Annotated in this window: 16 protein-coding genes; 14 read left to right on the plus strand and 2 right to left on the minus strand. The window is 71.6% G+C overall.

From position 1 onward, the window contains the following. Nucleotides 1-88: 88 nt before the first annotated feature. From recG to AQJ66_RS23400, 9 genes are all read left to right on the plus strand, one after another. Complete coding sequence (recG, locus tag AQJ66_RS23360; protein ID WP_061925712.1) at nucleotides 89-2,296, plus strand: ATP-dependent DNA helicase RecG; 2,208 nt, start codon at nucleotides 89-91, stop codon at nucleotides 2,294-2,296. A 107-nt stretch (nucleotides 2,297-2,403) separates the two neighbouring features. Further along, complete coding sequence (gene rsmD, locus AQJ66_RS23365; protein ID WP_061925716.1) at nucleotides 2,404-2,991, plus strand: 16S rRNA (guanine(966)-N(2))-methyltransferase RsmD; 588 nt, start codon at nucleotides 2,404-2,406, stop codon at nucleotides 2,989-2,991. 26 nt (nucleotides 2,992-3,017) lie between these two features. Further along, entirely contained in the window at nucleotides 3,018-3,497 is a 480-nt protein-coding gene (coaD, locus tag AQJ66_RS23370; RefSeq protein ID WP_208611437.1) for a pantetheine-phosphate adenylyltransferase, read from the plus strand. A 56-nt stretch (nucleotides 3,498-3,553) separates the two neighbouring features. Next, a complete protein-coding gene (locus tag AQJ66_RS23375) occupies nucleotides 3,554-4,642 on the plus strand; it encodes an ATP synthase F0 subunit B (RefSeq protein ID WP_061925984.1) in 1,089 nt (362 codons plus the stop codon). 129 nt (nucleotides 4,643-4,771) lie between these two features. Then, nucleotides 4,772-5,416 carry a YceD family protein gene (locus AQJ66_RS23380; RefSeq protein ID WP_061925721.1) on the plus strand — a complete coding sequence of 215 codons (645 nt, stop codon included), beginning with the start codon at nucleotides 4,772-4,774 and terminating at the stop codon, nucleotides 5,414-5,416. Nucleotides 5,417-5,418: 2 nt separating this feature from the next. Then, nucleotides 5,419-5,592 carry a 50S ribosomal protein L32 gene (gene rpmF / locus AQJ66_RS23385; protein ID WP_003951102.1) on the plus strand — a complete coding sequence of 58 codons (174 nt, stop codon included), beginning with the start codon at nucleotides 5,419-5,421 and terminating at the stop codon, nucleotides 5,590-5,592. Nucleotides 5,593-5,600: 8 nt separating this feature from the next. Next, entirely contained in the window at nucleotides 5,601-6,395 is a 795-nt protein-coding gene (rnc, locus tag AQJ66_RS23390; protein WP_208611436.1) for a ribonuclease III, read from the plus strand. Between the two features lie 85 nt (nucleotides 6,396-6,480). Then, nucleotides 6,481-7,353: a bifunctional DNA-formamidopyrimidine glycosylase/DNA-(apurinic or apyrimidinic site) lyase gene (mutM, locus tag AQJ66_RS23395; RefSeq protein WP_061925726.1), complete on the plus strand. Its 873-nt coding sequence runs from the start codon at nucleotides 6,481-6,483 to the stop codon at nucleotides 7,351-7,353. A 13-nt stretch (nucleotides 7,354-7,366) separates the two neighbouring features. Beyond that, nucleotides 7,367-7,804, plus strand: a complete 438-nt coding sequence (locus AQJ66_RS23400; RefSeq protein WP_061925730.1) for a DUF6924 domain-containing protein — start codon at nucleotides 7,367-7,369, stop codon at nucleotides 7,802-7,804. Between the two features lie 12 nt (nucleotides 7,805-7,816). Here AQJ66_RS23400 and AQJ66_RS23405 read toward each other — a convergent pair whose 3' ends face one another. Next, nucleotides 7,817-8,224 carry a winged helix-turn-helix transcriptional regulator gene (locus AQJ66_RS23405; RefSeq protein ID WP_061925733.1) on the minus strand — a complete coding sequence of 136 codons (408 nt, stop codon included), beginning with the start codon at nucleotides 8,222-8,224 and terminating at the stop codon, nucleotides 7,817-7,819. A gap of 107 nt (nucleotides 8,225-8,331) precedes the next feature. Between AQJ66_RS23405 and AQJ66_RS23410 the strand changes: the two genes are divergently transcribed. Then, on the plus strand, nucleotides 8,332-8,916 hold the full coding sequence (locus AQJ66_RS23410; protein ID WP_061925736.1) for a flavodoxin family protein: 585 nt from the start codon (nucleotides 8,332-8,334) through the stop codon (nucleotides 8,914-8,916). Between the two features lie 37 nt (nucleotides 8,917-8,953). On the opposite strand, the gene AQJ66_RS23415 is transcribed toward AQJ66_RS23410, so the two are convergent. Next, nucleotides 8,954-10,111, minus strand: coding sequence for a CAP domain-containing protein (locus AQJ66_RS23415; protein WP_061925987.1), 1,158 nt, complete (start codon nucleotides 10,109-10,111; stop codon nucleotides 8,954-8,956). A 191-nt stretch (nucleotides 10,112-10,302) separates the two neighbouring features. Between AQJ66_RS23415 and AQJ66_RS23420 the strand changes: the two genes are divergently transcribed. From AQJ66_RS23420 to AQJ66_RS23435, 4 genes are all read left to right on the plus strand, one after another. Beyond that, nucleotides 10,303-10,584 (plus strand): acylphosphatase, encoded by a 282-nt coding sequence (locus AQJ66_RS23420; protein WP_061925739.1) that lies wholly within the window; start codon nucleotides 10,303-10,305, stop codon nucleotides 10,582-10,584. A 383-nt stretch (nucleotides 10,585-10,967) separates the two neighbouring features. Next, nucleotides 10,968-11,171, plus strand: a complete 204-nt coding sequence (locus AQJ66_RS23425; protein WP_061925742.1) for a hypothetical protein — start codon at nucleotides 10,968-10,970, stop codon at nucleotides 11,169-11,171. Nucleotides 11,172-11,431: 260 nt separating this feature from the next. Continuing rightward, nucleotides 11,432-15,010, plus strand: coding sequence for a chromosome segregation protein SMC (smc, locus tag AQJ66_RS23430; RefSeq protein ID WP_061925745.1), 3,579 nt, complete (start codon nucleotides 11,432-11,434; stop codon nucleotides 15,008-15,010). A 203-nt stretch (nucleotides 15,011-15,213) separates the two neighbouring features. Then, a complete protein-coding gene (locus AQJ66_RS23435; protein WP_061925747.1) occupies nucleotides 15,214-16,632 on the plus strand; it encodes a sugar porter family MFS transporter in 1,419 nt (472 codons plus the stop codon). The last annotated feature ends 31 nt before the right edge of the window (nucleotides 16,633-16,663 follow it).

Here is a 16,663-nt window from a genome sequence, read left to right on the forward strand (position 1 = left end):
GCCTGACCAGCGGTTTCCCGGATCCGTACGGCGAGGGGCAGGAATCCGCAGGGCGGCGTGTACCGCTTTGTCAGTGCCGTGGTGTGCAATGGATCTCGTGCCCGCACTGGAAGAACCACTGAAGAAGGTGCTCGGCCCCGCCACCGCGAAGGTGATGGCCGAGCACCTCGGCCTGCACACCGTCGGCGACCTCCTGCACCACTACCCGCGCCGGTACGAGGAGCGCGGCCAGCTCACCCACCTCGCCGACCTGCCGATGGACGAGCACGTCACGGTGGTCGCCCAGGTCGCCGACGCCCGCCTGCACACCTTCGCCTCCGCCAAGGCCCCGCGCGGCAAGGGACAGCGTCTGGAGGTCACCATCACCGACGGCAGCGGCCGGCTCCAGCTGGTCTTCTTCGGCAACGGCGTGCACAAGCCGCACAAGGACCTGCTGCCCGGCACCCGCGCGATGTTCTCGGGCAAGGTCTCCGTCTTCAACCGCCGCCTCCAACTGGCACACCCGGCCTACGAGTTGCTGCGAGGTGACGGCGAGGAGACGGTCGAGAGCTGGGCCGGCGCCCTCATCCCCCTCTACCCGGCCACGGCCAAGCTGGAGTCCTGGAAGATCGGCAAGGCGGTCCAGACGGTCCTGCCCCACGCGCAGGAGGCCCTCGACCCCCTGCCGCCCTCCCTGCGCGAGGGCCGCGGCCTGGTCACCCTCCCCGAGGCCCTCCTCAAGATCCACCGCCCGCACACCAGGGCCGACATCGCCGACGCCCGCGCCCGCCTGAAGTGGGACGAGGCCTTCGTCCTCCAGGTCGCCCTGGCCCGCCGCCGGCACGCCGACAGCCAGCTGCCGGCCGTGCCCCGCACCCCGGCGCCCGACGGCCTCCTGGCGGCCTTCGACGACCGGCTCCCCTTCACCCTCACCGAGGGCCAGCGGAAGGTCTCCCGGGAGATCTTCGACGACCTGGCGACCGACCACCCGATGCACCGGCTGCTCCAGGGCGAGGTGGGCTCCGGCAAGACCCTGGTGGCCCTGCGCGCCATGCTCGCCGTGGTCGACTCCGGCGGCCAGGCGGCCATGCTCGCGCCCACCGAGGTGCTCGCCCAGCAGCACCACCGCTCCGTCACCGAGATGATGGGCGAGCTGGCCGAGGGAGGCATGCTGGGCGGCGCCGAGCACGCGACCAAGGTGGTGCTGCTCACCGGCTCCATGGGCGCCGCCGCCCGCCGCCGCGCCCTGCTCGACCTGGCCACCGGGGAGGCCGGCATCGTCATCGGCACCCACGCGCTGATCGAGGACAAGGTGCAGTTCCACGACCTCGGCCTGGTCGTCGTGGACGAGCAGCACCGCTTCGGCGTCGAACAGCGCGACGCCCTGCGCGGCAAGGGCAAACAGCCCCCGCACCTCCTCGTCATGACCGCCACCCCCATCCCGCGCACGGTCGCCATGACCGTCTTCGGCGACCTGGAGACCTCCGTCCTCGACCAGCTCCCGGCGGGCCGCTCCCCGATCGCCACCCACGTCGTCCCCGCCGCCGACAAGCCCCACTTCCTCAGCCGGGCCTGGGAGCGGGTGCGCGAGGAGGCCGGCAACGGCCACCAGGCCTACGTGGTCTGCCCCCGCATCGGCGACGAGGAGGACGACCCGAAGAAGCCCGGCGGGAAGAAGTCCCCCGAGGACGAGGCCGAGAAGCGCCCGCCGCTGGCCGTCCTGGAGGTGGCCGAGCAGCTCACCAAGGGCCCCCTGAAGGGCCTCGGGGTCGAGGTCCTCCACGGCCGTATGCACCCCGACGACAAGGACGCGGTGATGCGCCGCTTCGCCGCCGGCGAGACCGACGTCCTGGTCGCCACCACGGTCATCGAGGTGGGCGTGAACGTCCCCAACGCCACCGCCATGGTGATCATGGACGCCGACCGCTTCGGCGTCTCCCAGCTCCACCAGCTGCGCGGCCGCGTCGGCCGGGGCTCGGCGCCCGGCCTGTGCCTGCTGGTCACCGAGATGCCCGAGGCCGGCGCGGCCCGCCGGCGTCTCGACGCGGTCGCCGCCACCCTCGACGGCTTCGAGCTCTCCCGCATCGACCTGGAGCAGCGCCGCGAGGGCGACGTCCTCGGCCAGGCCCAGTCCGGTGCCCGCTCCAGCCTCCGCGTCCTCGCGGTCATCGAGGACGAGGAGGTCATCGCGGAGGCGAGGGAGGAGGCGGCCGCACTCGTGGCCGAGGATCCCGGCCTCGAGCACCTCCCGGGCCTGCGAACGGCCCTGGACGCCCTGCTGGACGAGGAGAGGGAGCAGTACCTGGAGAAGGGCTGAAGCGGAGTCACCAAGGGGCGCGGGGCCGTACCCCATGTGCGGCTACCGCCGCGCAGGCGCGACCAGCCACAATGAACCGTAAAGCCGCCCACGGAGAAGGACCCCCCATGACCCGCGTGATCGCCGGCGCAGCCGGCGGACGCCGCCTGGCCGTGCCGCCGGGCACCGGCACCCGCCCCACCTCCGACCGCGCCCGCGAAGGTCTCTTCTCCACCTGGCAGTCCCTTCTCGGCGGCCCCCTCGCCGGCGAACGGGTCCTCGACCTCTACGCCGGCTCGGGTGCCGTCGGCCTGGAGGCCCTGTCCCGGGGCGCGAGCCACACCCTCCTCGTCGAGGCCGACGCCCGCGCCGCGCGGATCATCCGCGAGAACGTGGGAAACCTGGGCCTTCCCGGCGCCGAGGTCAGAGCCGGCAAAGCGGAGCAGATCATCAAGGCGGCGGCCCCGGAAGAGCCGTACGACCTCGTCTTCCTCGACCCCCCGTACGCCGTCACGGACGACGATCTTCGGGAGATTCTCCTCACACTCCGCACCCAGGGCTGGCTCGCGGCGGACGCGCTCGTCACCGTGGAGCGCAGCACCAGAGGCGGCGAATTCCGCTGGCCGGACGGGATCGAGGCCCTCAGGTCCCGTCGCTACGGCGAGGGAACGTTTTGGTACGGTCGCGCCGCCGCTCCGTGCGAAGACGCACGATGACCGGACCGGAGAGCGAGGGATCACAAGTGCGCCGCGCCGTCTGCCCAGGGTCGTTCGACCCGATCACCAACGGACACCTCGACATCATCGCCCGTGCCTCCCGTCTGTACGACGAGGTCTACGTCGCGGTGATGATCAACAAGTCCAAGAAGGGCCTGTTCGAGGTCGAGGAGCGGATCGAGCTGATCCGCGAGGTGACCGCCGACTACGCCAACGTCCGGGTCGAGGCCTTCCACGGCCTGCTCGTCGACTTCTGCAAGCAGCGCGACATCCCCGCCATCGTCAAGGGCCTGCGCGCGGTCAGCGACTTCGACTACGAACTGCAGATGGCCCAGATGAACATCGGCCTCACCGGCGTCGAGACCCTGTTCGTGCCCACCAACCCCACCTACAGCTTCCTGTCCTCCTCCCTGGTCAAGGAGGTCGCGGCCTGGGGCGGGGACGTCTCCCACCTCGTGCCGCCGGCCGTCCTCGAGGCCCTGAACGGGCGTCTGCGCCAAGGCTGATGGGGCTACAGTCGTCCCGTCCGTCTCCAACACAGCTGTAGAGAGTGGCGAGCAAGGTGGACGTCCAGAAGAAGCTCGACGAGATCGTCGCCGCGGTCTCCGGCGCCCGGTCCATGCCCATGTCGGCCTCCTGCGTGGTCAACCGCGCCGAGCTGCTCGCGCTGCTCGAAGAGGTCCGCCAGGCGCTGCCCGGCTCCCTCGCCCAGGCGCAGGAGCTGATCGGCGACCGCGAGCAGATGGTCGAACAGGCCCGCCTGGAGGCCGAGCGGATCATCGAGAGCGCGCACGCCGAGCGCGGCTCGCTGATCGCCGGCACCGAGATCGCCCGCCGCTCGCAGGCCGAGGCCGACCGGATCCTCGCCGAGGCCCGCAAGGAGGCCGAGGAGATCCGCGCCGAGGCCGACGACTACGTCGACTCCAAGCTCGCCAACTTCGAGGTCGTCCTCACCAAGACCCTCGGCTCGGTCGGCCGGGGCCGCGAGAAGCTGCTCGGCACCGGGCCCGGCCTGGACGAGAACGGCTACGAGGACGAGGACGCCCCCGAGCGCAGCCTGGACCCCGAGACCCTGCGCCACAACGCCGACGCGTACGTCGACACCAAGCTCGGCGCCTTCGAGGCGGTCCTCGCCAAGACCCTGGACGCCGTCGGCCGGGGCCGGCAGAAGCTGCACGGCAGGATCGCCACCGACGACCTGGGCGCCCTCGCCGACGACACCACGACGTTCCAGCACTCCAGCGACGCCGACTACCTCGCCGACCTCGCGGCCCTGGCCGACGCCCCGGCCGAGCGCCCCGCCGCCCGGTCCCAGCAGCCCCCGCAGCCCTCGCAGCCGGAGCCGCCGCAGCCGTCGTACGAGCCGCAGCCCGCCTACGGCTACGACCAGCAGCCCGACCCGTACGCGGGCTTCCCGCAGCAGACCGACTACGCCCAGCAGGACCCGTACGGCTACCAGCAGGCCGACCCGTACGCCTACCCGTACGACCCCCAGCAGGCCGCCTACGACTCCCAGCAGCACCAGCAGCACCAGCAGCACCAGCAGCCTCAGCACCAGCAGTACGCGGCGCTCGACGAGACCAGCCTCTTCGACACCAGCATGATCAGCGCCGAGCAGTTGCGCGCCTACGAGCAGGGCCGGGGACTGTAGCCGGGGCCGGATTGGGCCGAGAGCGAAAGGTCCAGTATCCTGGCTCTTCGGTCGCGCGTATGTCCGCGATCACCGCTGCCCGGAACACCACGGGCGGCGCCCCTCCGAGTTCGAAGACCGAAAGCAGGAATGGCCTCCAACGCACGCCTCGACCACCGCAACCCCCTCGTGTTCGACACGCATGAGCTGGGCCGGCGTCCTGGTGCGCTGCAGCGCCTGCCCCGCACGGTCGACGCCCCCGCCGATCTCGGTCTCCCGGACGTCATCGGAGTGCCGGAAGGCGCCCCGGTGGAACTCGAACTCCGGCTCGAGTCGGTCATGGAAGGTGTGCTCGTCACAGGCACCGCCCGTGCACGGGCCGAGGGGGAGTGCGTAAGGTGTCTGGAGCCGGTCGGGCTGGAGCTCGAAGCGGACTTCCAGGAACTGTTCTCGTACCCTGACGCCGACGACCGGGGCCGCGTGATCGCGGAACCGGGCGACGACGCCGAGGACGACGAGGACAGGTACTACCTCGAGGACGGACTGTTCGACCTCGAACCTCTGCTGCGCGATGCGGTGGTGCTCGCACTGCCGATGCAGCCGGTGTGCCGGGAAGACTGCCCGGGCCTGTGCTCCGAGTGCGGAGCGCGGCTCGCGGACGACCCGGACCACCACCACGACGCCGTCGACATCCGTTGGGCGGCTTTGCAGGGACTCGCCGGCACCATGCAGGACGGCGAGAAGGACGAGATGAGCGGCGCCGAAGCGGGCGTCGACGAGAAGCAGGAGAAGTAGCCGTGGCTGTTCCGAAGCGGAAGATGTCGCGCAGCAACACGCGCCACCGCCGGTCGCAGTGGAAGGCTGCGGTCCCCACCCTGGTTGCGTGCGAGCGCTGCCACGAGCCCAAGCAGCAGCACATCGCGTGCCCGTCTTGCGGCACCTACAACAAGCGCCAGGTCCTCGAAGTCTGAGCGGGCTGGTGAGAGGCACTGTGTCCAGTCCCAAGAAGGCGACGGAAAACCAGGCCTCGTCCCACACGCTTCTGGAAGGGCGGCTCGGCTACCAGCTCGAGTCCGCCCTTCTGGTGCGCGCGCTGACCCACCGTTCCTACGCGTACGAGAACGGCGGTCTGCCGACGAACGAGCGGCTGGAGTTCCTGGGGGACTCCGTGCTCGGCCTCGTCGTCACGGACACGCTGTACCGCACCCACCCCGACCTGCCCGAAGGCCAGCTGGCCAAGCTGCGGGCCGCGGTGGTCAACTCGCGTGCGCTGGCGGAGGTCGGACGTGGCCTCGACCTGGGCTCCTTCATCCGGCTCGGCCGCGGTGAAGAGGGCACGGGCGGCCGGGACAAGGCGTCCATCCTCGCCGACACCCTTGAAGCGGTGATCGGCGCGGTCTACCTCGACCAGGGCCTCGACGCGGCGTCCGAGCTGGTGCACCGGCTCTTCGACCCGCTGATCGAGAAGTCCTCGAACCTCGGAGCCGGCCTGGACTGGAAGACCAGTCTCCAGGAGCTCACCGCGCTGGAGGGGCTCGGCGTGCCCGAGTACCTCGTCACGGAGACCGGCCCCGACCACGAGAAGACCTTCACTGCTGCCGCCCGCGTCGGAGGCGTCTCGTACGGCACCGGCACCGGCCGCAGCAAGAAGGAGGCGGAGCAGCAGGCCGCCGAGTCCGCCTGGCGGGCCATCCGGGCCGCGGCGGACGAGCGCGCCAAGGCGGTCGAGGAGGTCGCCGCCCAGGACGGCGACCCGTCGTCCGCCACCGCCTGACGAACAGCAGCACCGAGCGCCCGCCCCGCCGTTCCCGCCGGGGCGGGCGCTCGCTTTCATCCCACGGTCCGTACGGGGGTTCCCGATGCCCGAGTTGCCCGAGGTCGAGGTCGTCCGGCGCGGTCTGGAACGGTGGGTCGCCCACCGCACCGTCGCCGACGTGGAGGTCCTGCACCCACGTGCCGTACGCCGGCACGTCGCGGGCGCCGACGACTTCGCGCACCGGCTCAAGGGCCGGCACGTCGGCGCGCCCCGCCGGCGCGGCAAGTACCTGTGGCTGCCGCTGGAGGAGACGAACCAGTCCGTCGTCGCCCACCTCGGGATGAGCGGCCAGCTGCTGGTGCAGCCGCAGGAGGCACCGGACGAGAAACACCTGCGCGTCCGGATCCGGTTCGCCGACACCGTCGGCACCGAGCTGCGCTTCGTGGACCAGCGCACCTTCGGCGGACTCTCGCTGCACGACAACACCCCGGACGGCCTGCCCGACGTCATCGCGCACATCGCACGGGACCCCCTCGACCCGCTGTTCGACGACGAGGCCTTCCACCTGGCGCTGCGCCGCAGGCGGACCACCATCAAGCGGGCCCTGCTGGACCAGACGCTGATCAGCGGCGTCGGCAACATCTACGCGGACGAGGCCCTGTGGCGCGCCCGCATCCACTACGAGCGCCCCACGGCCGGCTTCACCCGCCCGCGCACCGCCGAACTCCTCGGCCACGTGCGGGACGTGATGAACGCGGCCCTCTCCGTCGGCGGCACCAGCTTCGACAGCCTGTACGTCAACGTCAACGGCGAGTCGGGGTACTTCGACCGCTCCCTGGACGCCTACGGCCGCGAGGACCTGCCGTGCCGGCGCTGCGGCACGCCCATGCGCCGCCGCCCGTGGATGAACCGGTCCAGCTACTTCTGCCCGAAGTGCCAGCGCCCGCCGCGGCCCGGCGGCCCGGGCCGCGGCTGAGAGGAACGGCGCCATGGCGCTTCCCGGCGGCGACGGCGACTTCTCGCTCGTCCTGCGCACCGACTTCTCCGACGACGCGGCGTGGCGGGCGGTGTGCGCGGAACTCGAGGCGGCGGAGGAGTTCTCGACCGCCGTCCTGGAGGACGACCCGCGGTTCTCCGGCGCCACCGTCCGGGCGCTGCTCGACGAGGAGGCTGCCGCCGCGGAGGCGGACAGGGTCTTCCACGTCTTCCTCGCCGACGCCTTCACCATGACCGACCCCGAGCACCGGCTCCTGGCCGTGGACCTCGCCGACGAGCCGGGCCGGACCTTCCGGGTGCCGCCGCGGTGGTTCCCGGACATCTCCGTCAACCTGGCCATCGCCAACATGGACTTCGCCGAGTTCGCGGACGAGGTGGACGGCTCGGGGACGTACCGCGGCCTCAGCGACGGGGGCCGGGACGAAGCCTGACGCGGACCGGGTTCACGCCGGCTGCGACGGCTGCCGGGCGTCGTACACCTCACGGGAGGCGAGGACGTCGTCCATCGCTCCCTCGACGCAGTGGATGAGCGCCAGCAGCCGCTCGGCGATCCGGCGGCCCAGGGGCGTCAGCTCGTAGTCCACGCGGGGCGGGTTGGTCGGCTGGGCCTCGCGGTGCACCAGCCCGTCGCGCTCCAGCGCCTGCAGCGTCTGGGACAGCATCTTCTCGCTCACGCCGTCGACGCGGCGGCGCAACTCGTTGAAGCGCAGCGACCCCTCGTACAGCGCGCCGAGCGTCAGCCCGCCCCATCGGCCGGTGACGTGCTCCAGGGTGCCGCGGGACGGGCACGCCTTGGCGAACACGTTGTAGGCGAGGTCGTCCTCGGGGCTGGGTGCACGGGTGCTGTCCATAGCACACGAGCGTACGCCAGCGCAGCGCTAACCACCAGGTTGCACTAACTAGAAGTTAGTGCTTTCCTTTTGTCATCGTTAGCGAGCTGCCCCTTCGAGGAGTTCTTATGAGCACCCCTGTCGTCTCCATCGCCTACCACTCCGGTTACGGCCACACCGCCGTACTGGCCGAGGCCGTCCGGGCCGGTGCCGTGGAGGCCGGTGCCGAGGTGCACCTGATCAAGGTCGACGAGATCACCGACGAGCAGTGGGAGACGCTGGACCGCTCCGACGCGATCGTCTTCGGCTCGCCCACCTACATGGGCACCGCCTCCGGCGCCTTCCACGTCTTCGCCGAGGCGTCCTCCAAGCGCTGGTTCGGCCAGGACTGGAAGGACAAGCTGGCGGCCGGCTTCACCAACTCCGGCTCCAAGAGCGGCGACAAGCTGCACACCCTGCAGTTCTTCCAGATCCTCGCCGGCCAGCACGGCATGCACTGGGTCAACCTGGGCCTGCACCCCGGCTGGAACAGCAGCGAGGCCTCCGAGCACGACCTCAACCGCCTCGGCGTCTTCGCCGGCGCCGCCGCCCAGACCAACGTCGACGAGGGCCCGGAGGCCGTCCACAAGGCCGACATCGCCACCGCCGAGCACCTGGGCCGCCGGGTGACGGAGACGGCCCGGACCTTCACGCGGGGCCGCGCGGCCGCCTAGCCGGCGGCGCCGGCCCCCGGGTGGCCGCGGGGTGCGGTCAGTAGCCGAAGTCCTGCGTCCACCACGGCCCGCCCGCACCGAAGTGCACGCCGACGCCGAGGGTCTTGAAGTCGCAGTTCAGTATGTTGGCGCGGTGGCCGGGGCTGTTCATCCAGGCCTGCATCACGGCCGCCGCGTCCGCCTGGCCGCGGGCTATGTTCTCGCCGCCGAGGCCGGTGATGCCCGCCTTCGCCGCCCGGTCCCAGGGGCTCGCGCCGTCGGGGTCGGTGTGGTCGAAGAAGCCCCGCGCCGCCATGTCGTCGCTGAAGCCCTCGGCCAGCCCGGTCAGCGAGGAGTTCGCGGCCAGTGCGCTGCACCCGACCTTCGCCCGCTCCTCGTTCACCAGCCGCAGCACCTCGGCCTCGGCGGCGGCCCGCGCCGACACCGCGACCGGTGCGGACGAAGCCGCCGGCGCCCTGGTCGCCGCACGCGACGGGGCGGTCGTCGGCGGGGTGGCCGGCGCGGGCTTCTTCGAGGAGGTCTTCGCCGGGCTCTCGGCGGGGCTCTCGGAGGGCTTCTTCGCCGGGGTCCGGGAGGCCGGGGCGGAGGGGGAGGAGGCCGAACGGGACGCGGAAGCCGAGGGTGCCGGCGAGGCCGCGGTGCCGGGAGCGCTGCCCGTGGGTGCGCCGCCGGTCCGGCTGTCCGCGCTGCCCGAGGTGCCGCCCTGCTCGGCGGCCGTGTTGCTGGGCGAGACCGCCCCCTGCACCCGCTCGCCGCCGGTGGTGTGCGTAGCGCCCCCGAGCTGGTAGTTCTCCAGGCCCGGCACCACACCCGTGGCCACTGCCGCCGTACCGAGGGCGACCGCGGCGGAGACGCCGAGCAGGCCCGTGCGCACCGGCCGCGCGCCCGCCTTGCGGCGCCGGTGGCCCTGCGACGGCGACGTGCCGCCGCCCGGGGCGGAACCGCCACCGGCGGCCGGCGGGGTCCGGTCGTCGACCGCGTACAGGTAGGCCGTGCTCCTGGCGTTGGCGTCGGCGTACGCCTCGGGGTTCAGGTACGGCGCGATGCCCATGGGCACGCGGTCACGCGTGAAGCGGGCCCTGGTGAACGAGTCCGGCGGAGCCTCGCCGCCGGCGCCCGAGCGGTGTGCGTGCGTGCCCCCCGCGGCGCGGCCCGTGGCGGCGCGGCCGGCGTCCGAGCGTCGGTGGCGTCCCATGCCCATGCCTTCTTCCTCGTCCTCGCGATCGGCCGGCGCTACCAGGCGCCTCGGCGGTGAGCGACTCCCTCTGGCCGACCCGACTCACTCGAACGAGTGAGTTTCATATGAGATTCATTGGGTCCGGACGGTACCCCATGGCACCGAGGGCGGCTGTGTTCTGAGCGACATCGGCCGGTTAGGTTGCACCCATGAACGAGGATGTGCGACTGCTCGCCTGGGTGCGGGGACGGGTCCAGGGCGTGGGTTTCCGCTGGTTCACGCGGGCCAAGGCGCTGGAGATCGGCGGTCTGAGTGGTTTTGCTCTCAATTTGGGCGACGGCCGGGTCCAGGTGGTCGCGGAGGGGGCGCGCGAGGGCTGCGAGGGACTGCTCGCCTGGCTGCAGGACGGCGACACGCCCGGACATGTAGCCGGAGTCACCGAGATCTGGGACACACCTCGCGGCGGCTACGACGGCTTCGCCATCCGCTGAGTCGTTTCTCCGGAAGGGCCGCCCGGCGTCGGGCGAAAGCCGCCCCCGAGGCCCGCCCCGGGCGGAAACCGGCAGGTGGTTGCCAAGAAGAGCCCGGCATGGCAGGCTCCGCTGGTACAGCTGATCGCCACGCCCTGAGGGCCCCGCAGGAGACGCAGCACCGCCGCCCGCCGGCCGTGCGCCCCGGGTTCGCCCCCCAATACAGGGCGTGATCGTGTTGACCGTCAAACTTTTTGGTGAGACGCTGAAAGCCCCGCGCACCTTGGCTGTTTGGCATGACGAGAACGGCAGAGCAACACTCGAGTGTGCCAAGCACCCCGGGTGCGAATCCCTCACGACCCACACCGCATCGGTCGGTCACTCATTGTGGAGGACCATCCATCATGGCAAAGGCGCTTCTCGGTTACGTCGGCGGCTCCGACCCTCGACTCCTCGCCGAGATGCGACGGTTGCAGCAGCGCGTTCAGGACCTGGAGTCCGAGCTCGTACGGATCCAGGCGGAGAACGAAGCGCTGGCGGCCGCCGCCTCTCAGGACAGGATCATGGAGAGCATCGACGCACACCAGGCGGAGCCTGCGCTCACCTGATCGCTGCACCGCTCCACGACAGCAGTCGCAGTGGTAGGGCTGCCCGTATCAACCGCTCACGTTGATCAAACGGCCGCGACCCGGCCGTCAGAGTTGCAAGGGACGCTCCGGCGTCCCTTCTTTCTTTCCCCCGCTTTTCTTCCCCCGCGCATCCTTTCAGACTCTTCAACGTTTGAGATGCCCTGGATGTTCATCGGTGAAACCGTGGGGTTGCGAGTGTTCGTGGAGTGAGATAGCGGCGAAAGGTAAAGTCCAGCGGCGTGCACCTCAAGGCCCTGACCCTTCGCGGGTTCAAGTCGTTCGCCTCGGCGACCACACTCCGGTTCGAACCCGGGATCACGTGTGTCGTCGGACCGAACGGCTCGGGCAAGTCCAACGTCGTGGACGCCCTCAGCTGGGTCATGGGCGAGCAGGGCGCCAAGTCGCTGCGCGGCGGCAAGATGGAGGACGTCATCTTCGCCGGCACCACCGGCCGCCCGCCGCTGGGCCGCGCCGAGGTGTCCCTCACCATCGACAACTCCGACGGTGCGCTGCCCATCGAGTACGCCGAGGTCACCATCACGCGGATCATGTTCCGCAACGGCGGCAGCGAGTACCAGATCAACGGCGACACGTGTCGCCTGCTGGACATCCAGGAACTGCTGTCCGACTCCGGCATCGGCCGAGAGATGCACGTCATCGTCGGCCAGGGGCAGCTCGACTCCGTCCTGCACGCCGACCCGACGGGCCGCCGCGCCTTCATCGAGGAGGCCGCGGGCGTCCTCAAGCACCGCAGGCGCAAGGAGAAGGCGCTCAGGAAGCTGGACGCGATGCAGGCCAATCTCGCGCGCGTGCAGGACCTGACGGACGAGCTGCGCCGCCAGCTGAAACCCCTGGGCCGCCAGGCGGCCGTAGCCCGCCGGGCCGCCGTCATCCAGGCGGACCTGAGGGACGCGCGGCTGAGGCTGCTCGCCGACGACCTCGTACGCCTGCGCGAGGCGCTGAAGTCCGAGATCGCCGACGAGGCGGCCCTGAAGGAGCGCAAGGAGGCCGCCGAGCAGGAGCTGAGGAAGGCGCTCCAGCGGGAGGCCCTGCTGGAGGACGAGGTGCGGCGGCTCGCGCCGCGCCTGCAGCGCGCCCAGCAGACCTGGTACGACCTGTCCCGGCTGGCCGAACGGGTGCGCGGCACCGTCTCGCTGGCCGACGCGCGCGTGAAGAGCGCCACCTCGGCGCCGATCGAGGAACGGCGCGGCCGTGACCCCGAGGACATGGAGCGCGAGGCCGCCCGGGTCCGCGAGCAGGAGGCCGAGCTGGAGGCGGCCCTGGAGGCCGCCCAGCGCGCCCTCGACGACACGGTCGCGCACCGGGCCGAACTGGAGCGCGAACTGGCCGTCGAGGAGCGCCGGCTGAAGGACGTCGCCCGCGCCATCGCCGACCGCCGTGAGGGCCTGGCCCGCCTGTCCGGGCAGGTCAACGCGGCCCGCTCGCGCGCCGCCTCCGCCCAGGCCGAGATCGACCGGCTGGCCGCCGCCCGCGACGAGGCCCGCCAGCGTGCCGTCCAGGCCCAGGAGGAGTACGAGGCGCTGAAGGCCGAGGTCGACGGCCTCGACGCGGACGACGCCGACCTCGCCGAACAGCACGAGGCGGCGAAACGGCGGCTCGCCGGCGCCGAGTCCGCGCTGGGCGCGGCCCGGGAGGCCCGGACCACCGCCGAACGCCGGCGCGCCGCCACCCAGGCCCGCCACGAGGCCCTGGCCCTGGGCCTGAGGCGCAAGGACGGCACCGGCGTCCTCCTCGACGCCCGCGACCGCCTCACCGGCATCCTCGGCCCGGCCGCGGAACTGCTCACCGTGGCCCCCGGCCACGAGACCGCCCTGGCCGCGGCCTTCGGCGCGGCGGCGGACGCCGTCGCCGTGACCACCCCGGCCGCGGCGGCCGAGGCGATCCGGCTGCTGCGCAAACAGGACGCTGGCCGCGCGGCCCTCCTCCTGACGGGAACGCGGGACGCCCCCGGCGCGTGCCCCGGGGACGACACCCCTGAGCTCACCGGCCCTGGCCTCGCCCGCCACGCCGCCGACCTGGTCACCGGCCCCGCCGAGCTCATGACCGCCGTGCGGCGGCTGCTCCGCGGGATCGTCGTCGTCGGGTCCCTGGAGGACGCCGAGGACGTCGTCCGCGACCATCCCCGACTGACCGCCGTGACCGCCGAGGGCGATCTGCTCGGGGCGCACTTCGCGCACGGCGGGTCGGCCGGGGCGCCGAGTCTTCTGGAGGTGCAGGCCTCCGTGGACGAGGCCGCCGCCGAGCTGGAGGAACTGGGCGTGCGGTGTGCGGAACTGGCCGAGGCCCAGCAGGAGGCGGACGAGCACCGGGTGCGGGCGGCCGCGCTGGTGGAGGAGCTGGGGGAGCGGCGCCGGGCCGCCGATCGGGAGAAGTCGGCCGTGGCCCAGCAGCTCGGGCGGCTGGCCGGGCAGGCGCGCGGCGCGGCGGGGGAGGCCGAGCGGTCCGACGCGGCGGCGGCACGCGCGCAGGAGGCGCTGGAGAAGGCCGTCCAGGAGGCCGAGGAGCTGGCCGAGCGGCTCGCGGTCGCCGAGGAGATGCCGGGGGAGGAGGAGCCGGACACCTCCGTGCGCGACCGGCTCGCCGCCGACGGCGCCAACGCCCGGCAGACCGAGATGGAGGCCCGGCTGCAGGTCCGTACGCACGAGGAGCGCGTCAAGGGACTCGCCGGCCGGGCCGACTCCCTCGACCGGGCAGCCCGCGCGGAGCGCGAGGCACGCGCGCGTGCCGAGCGGCGGCGGGCCCGGCTGCGCCACGAGGCCGCCGTCGCCGAGGCCGTCGCCTCCGGTGCCCGGCAGCTGCTCGCGCACGTCGAGGTGTCCCTCGGCCGGGCCGAGCGGGAGCGGGTCGCCGCCGAGGCCGGCAAGACCGCCCGGGAGCAGGAGCTGGCCGCCGCCCGCACCGCCGGACGCGAACTCAAGGCCGAGCTGGACAAGCTGACTGATTACGTTCACCGAGGCGAGGTACTAGGAGCAGAGAAACGGCTGCGTATCGAGCAGCTGGAGGCGAAGGCCCTGGAGGAACTGGGTGTCGAACCGGCAGGACTGGTGGCGGAGTACGGGCCGCACCAGCCCGTGCCTCCCTCGCCCCCCGCCGAGGGCGAGGTGCTGCCCGAGGATCCGGAGCACCCGCGCAACCAGCCACGGCCCTTCGCGCGGGCCGAGCAGGAAAAGCGGCTCAAGGCCGCCGAGCGGGCGTACCAGCAGCTGGGCAAGGTCAACCCGCTGGCCCTGGAGGAGTTCGCGGCGCTGGAGGAGCGGCACAAGTTCCTCAGCGAGCAGCTGGAGGACCTGAAGAAGACCCGAGCCGACCTGCTTCAGGTGGTGAAGGAGGTGGACGAGCGGGTCGAGCAGGTCTTCACGGAGGCCTACCGCGACACGGCCCGCGAGTTCGAGGGGGTCTTCAGCCGCCTCTTCCCGGGCGGCGAGGGGCGCCTGGTGCTGACCGACCCCGACAACATGCTCACCACGGGCGTGGACGTCGAGGCGCGGCCGCCGGGCAAGAAGGTCAAGCGGCTCTCCCTGCTCTCCGGCGGCGAGCGGTCGCTGACCGCCGTGGCCCTGCTGGTGTCGATCTTCAAGGCCCGGCCGAGTCCGTTCTACGTGATGGACGAGGTCGAGGCGGCGCTGGACGACACCAACCTCCAGCGGCTGATCCGGATCATGCAGGAGCTGCAGGAGAGCTCGCAGCTGATCGTGATCACGCACCAGAAGCGCACGATGGAGGTCGCCGACGCGCTGTACGGCGTCTCCATGCAGGGTGACGGTGTGTCCAAGGTCATCTCCCAGCGGCTTCGTTAGCCCGCGTCAAGATCACCTGACTCCGTGTTCACAACTTGAACACGAGTGGCTTGGGCCTATCTCAAAACTCACAGCAGTCGAGGTATTGACTTCGATACTTGAAGGCATAGTCTCTGCAACGTTGCTTTTACCTTCAGGTCTCACCTGGAAGGGTTCATCCCCCCCCCACCCCGGCAGCGTTGCCGTGGCCCGAGGAGTTTCTCGTGACCAGCACTACGCAGGCACCTCAGTCAGGAGCCAGGACGGCTCACCCCGAGCATCTCGGGCACGTCATCTTCATCGCGGCCGCGGCCGCCATGGGCGGCTTCCTCTTCGGCTACGACAGCTCCGTCATCAACGGCGCCGTCGAGGCCATCCGCGGTCGCTACGACGTAGGCTCCGCCGCCCTGGCCCAGGTCATCGCCATCGCCCTGATCGGCTGCGCCATCGGCGCCGCGACGGCCGGCCGCATAGCCGACCGCATCGGCCGCATCCGGTGCATGCAGATCGCCGCGGTCCTCTTCACGGTGAGCGCCGTGGGCTCCGCGCTGCCCTTCGCGCTGTGGGACCTCGCCCTCTGGCGCGTCGTCGGCGGCTTCGCCATCGGCATGGCCTCGGTCATCGGCCCGGCCTACATCGCCGAGGTCGCCCCGCCGGCCTACCGCGGCCGCCTCGGCTCCTTCCAGCAGGCCGCGATCGTCGTCGGCATCGCCATCTCCCAGCTGGTCAACTGGGGCCTGCTCAACGCCGCCGGCGGCGACCAGCGCGGCAAGCTGATGGGCCTGGAGGCCTGGCAGGTCATGCTCGGTGTGATGGTCGTCCCGGCCGTCCTGTACGGCCTGCTCTCCTTCGCGATCCCCGAGTCCCCGCGCTTCCTGATCTCCGTCGGCAAGCACGACCGCGCCCGCCAGATCCTCGCCGAGGTCGAAGGCGACCACGCCGGCCTGGACGGCCGCGTCCGCGAGATCGAGACCGCGATGAAGCGCGAGGAGAAGTCCAGCTTCCGCGACCTGCTCGGCGGCGGCTTCTTCTTCAAGCCGATCGTCTGGATCGGCATCGGCCTGTCGGTGTTCCAGCAGTTCGTCGGCATCAACGTCGCGTTCTACTACTCCTCGACGCTGTGGCAGTCGGTCGGCGTCGACCCGACGGACTCGTTCTTCTACTCCTTCACGACGTCGATCATCAACATCGTCGGCACCGTCATCGCGATGATCTTCGTGGACCGCGTCGGCCGCAAGCCGCTCGCGCTCATCGGCTCCGTCGGCATGGCCGTCGGCCTCGCGCTGGAGGCCTGGGCGTTCTCCTACGACCTCGTCGGCGGCAAGCTCCCCGCCACGCAGGGCTGGGTCGCCCTGATCGCCGCCCACGTGTTCGTCCTCTTCTTCGCCCTGTCGTGGGGTGTGGTCGTCTGGGTCATGCTCGGCGAGATGTTCCCGAACAAGATCCGTGCCGCCGCCCTGGGCGTCGCCGCGGCCGCGCAGTGGATCGCCAACTGGGCCATCACCGCGAGCTTCCCGTCGCTGGCCGACTGGAACCTCTCCGCCACGTACATCATCTACACGGTCTTCGCCGCGCTCTCGATCCCGTTCGTCCTGAAGTTCGTCAAGGAGACGAAGGGCAAGTCGCTGGAGGAGATGGGCTGACCCCACCGGTCGCCGCCCCCGGTCCCGAGGA

Origin of the sequence: Streptomyces bungoensis (genome assembly GCF_001514215.1) — a bacterium.
GTDB lineage: Bacteria > Actinomycetota > Actinomycetes > Streptomycetales > Streptomycetaceae > Streptomyces > Streptomyces bungoensis.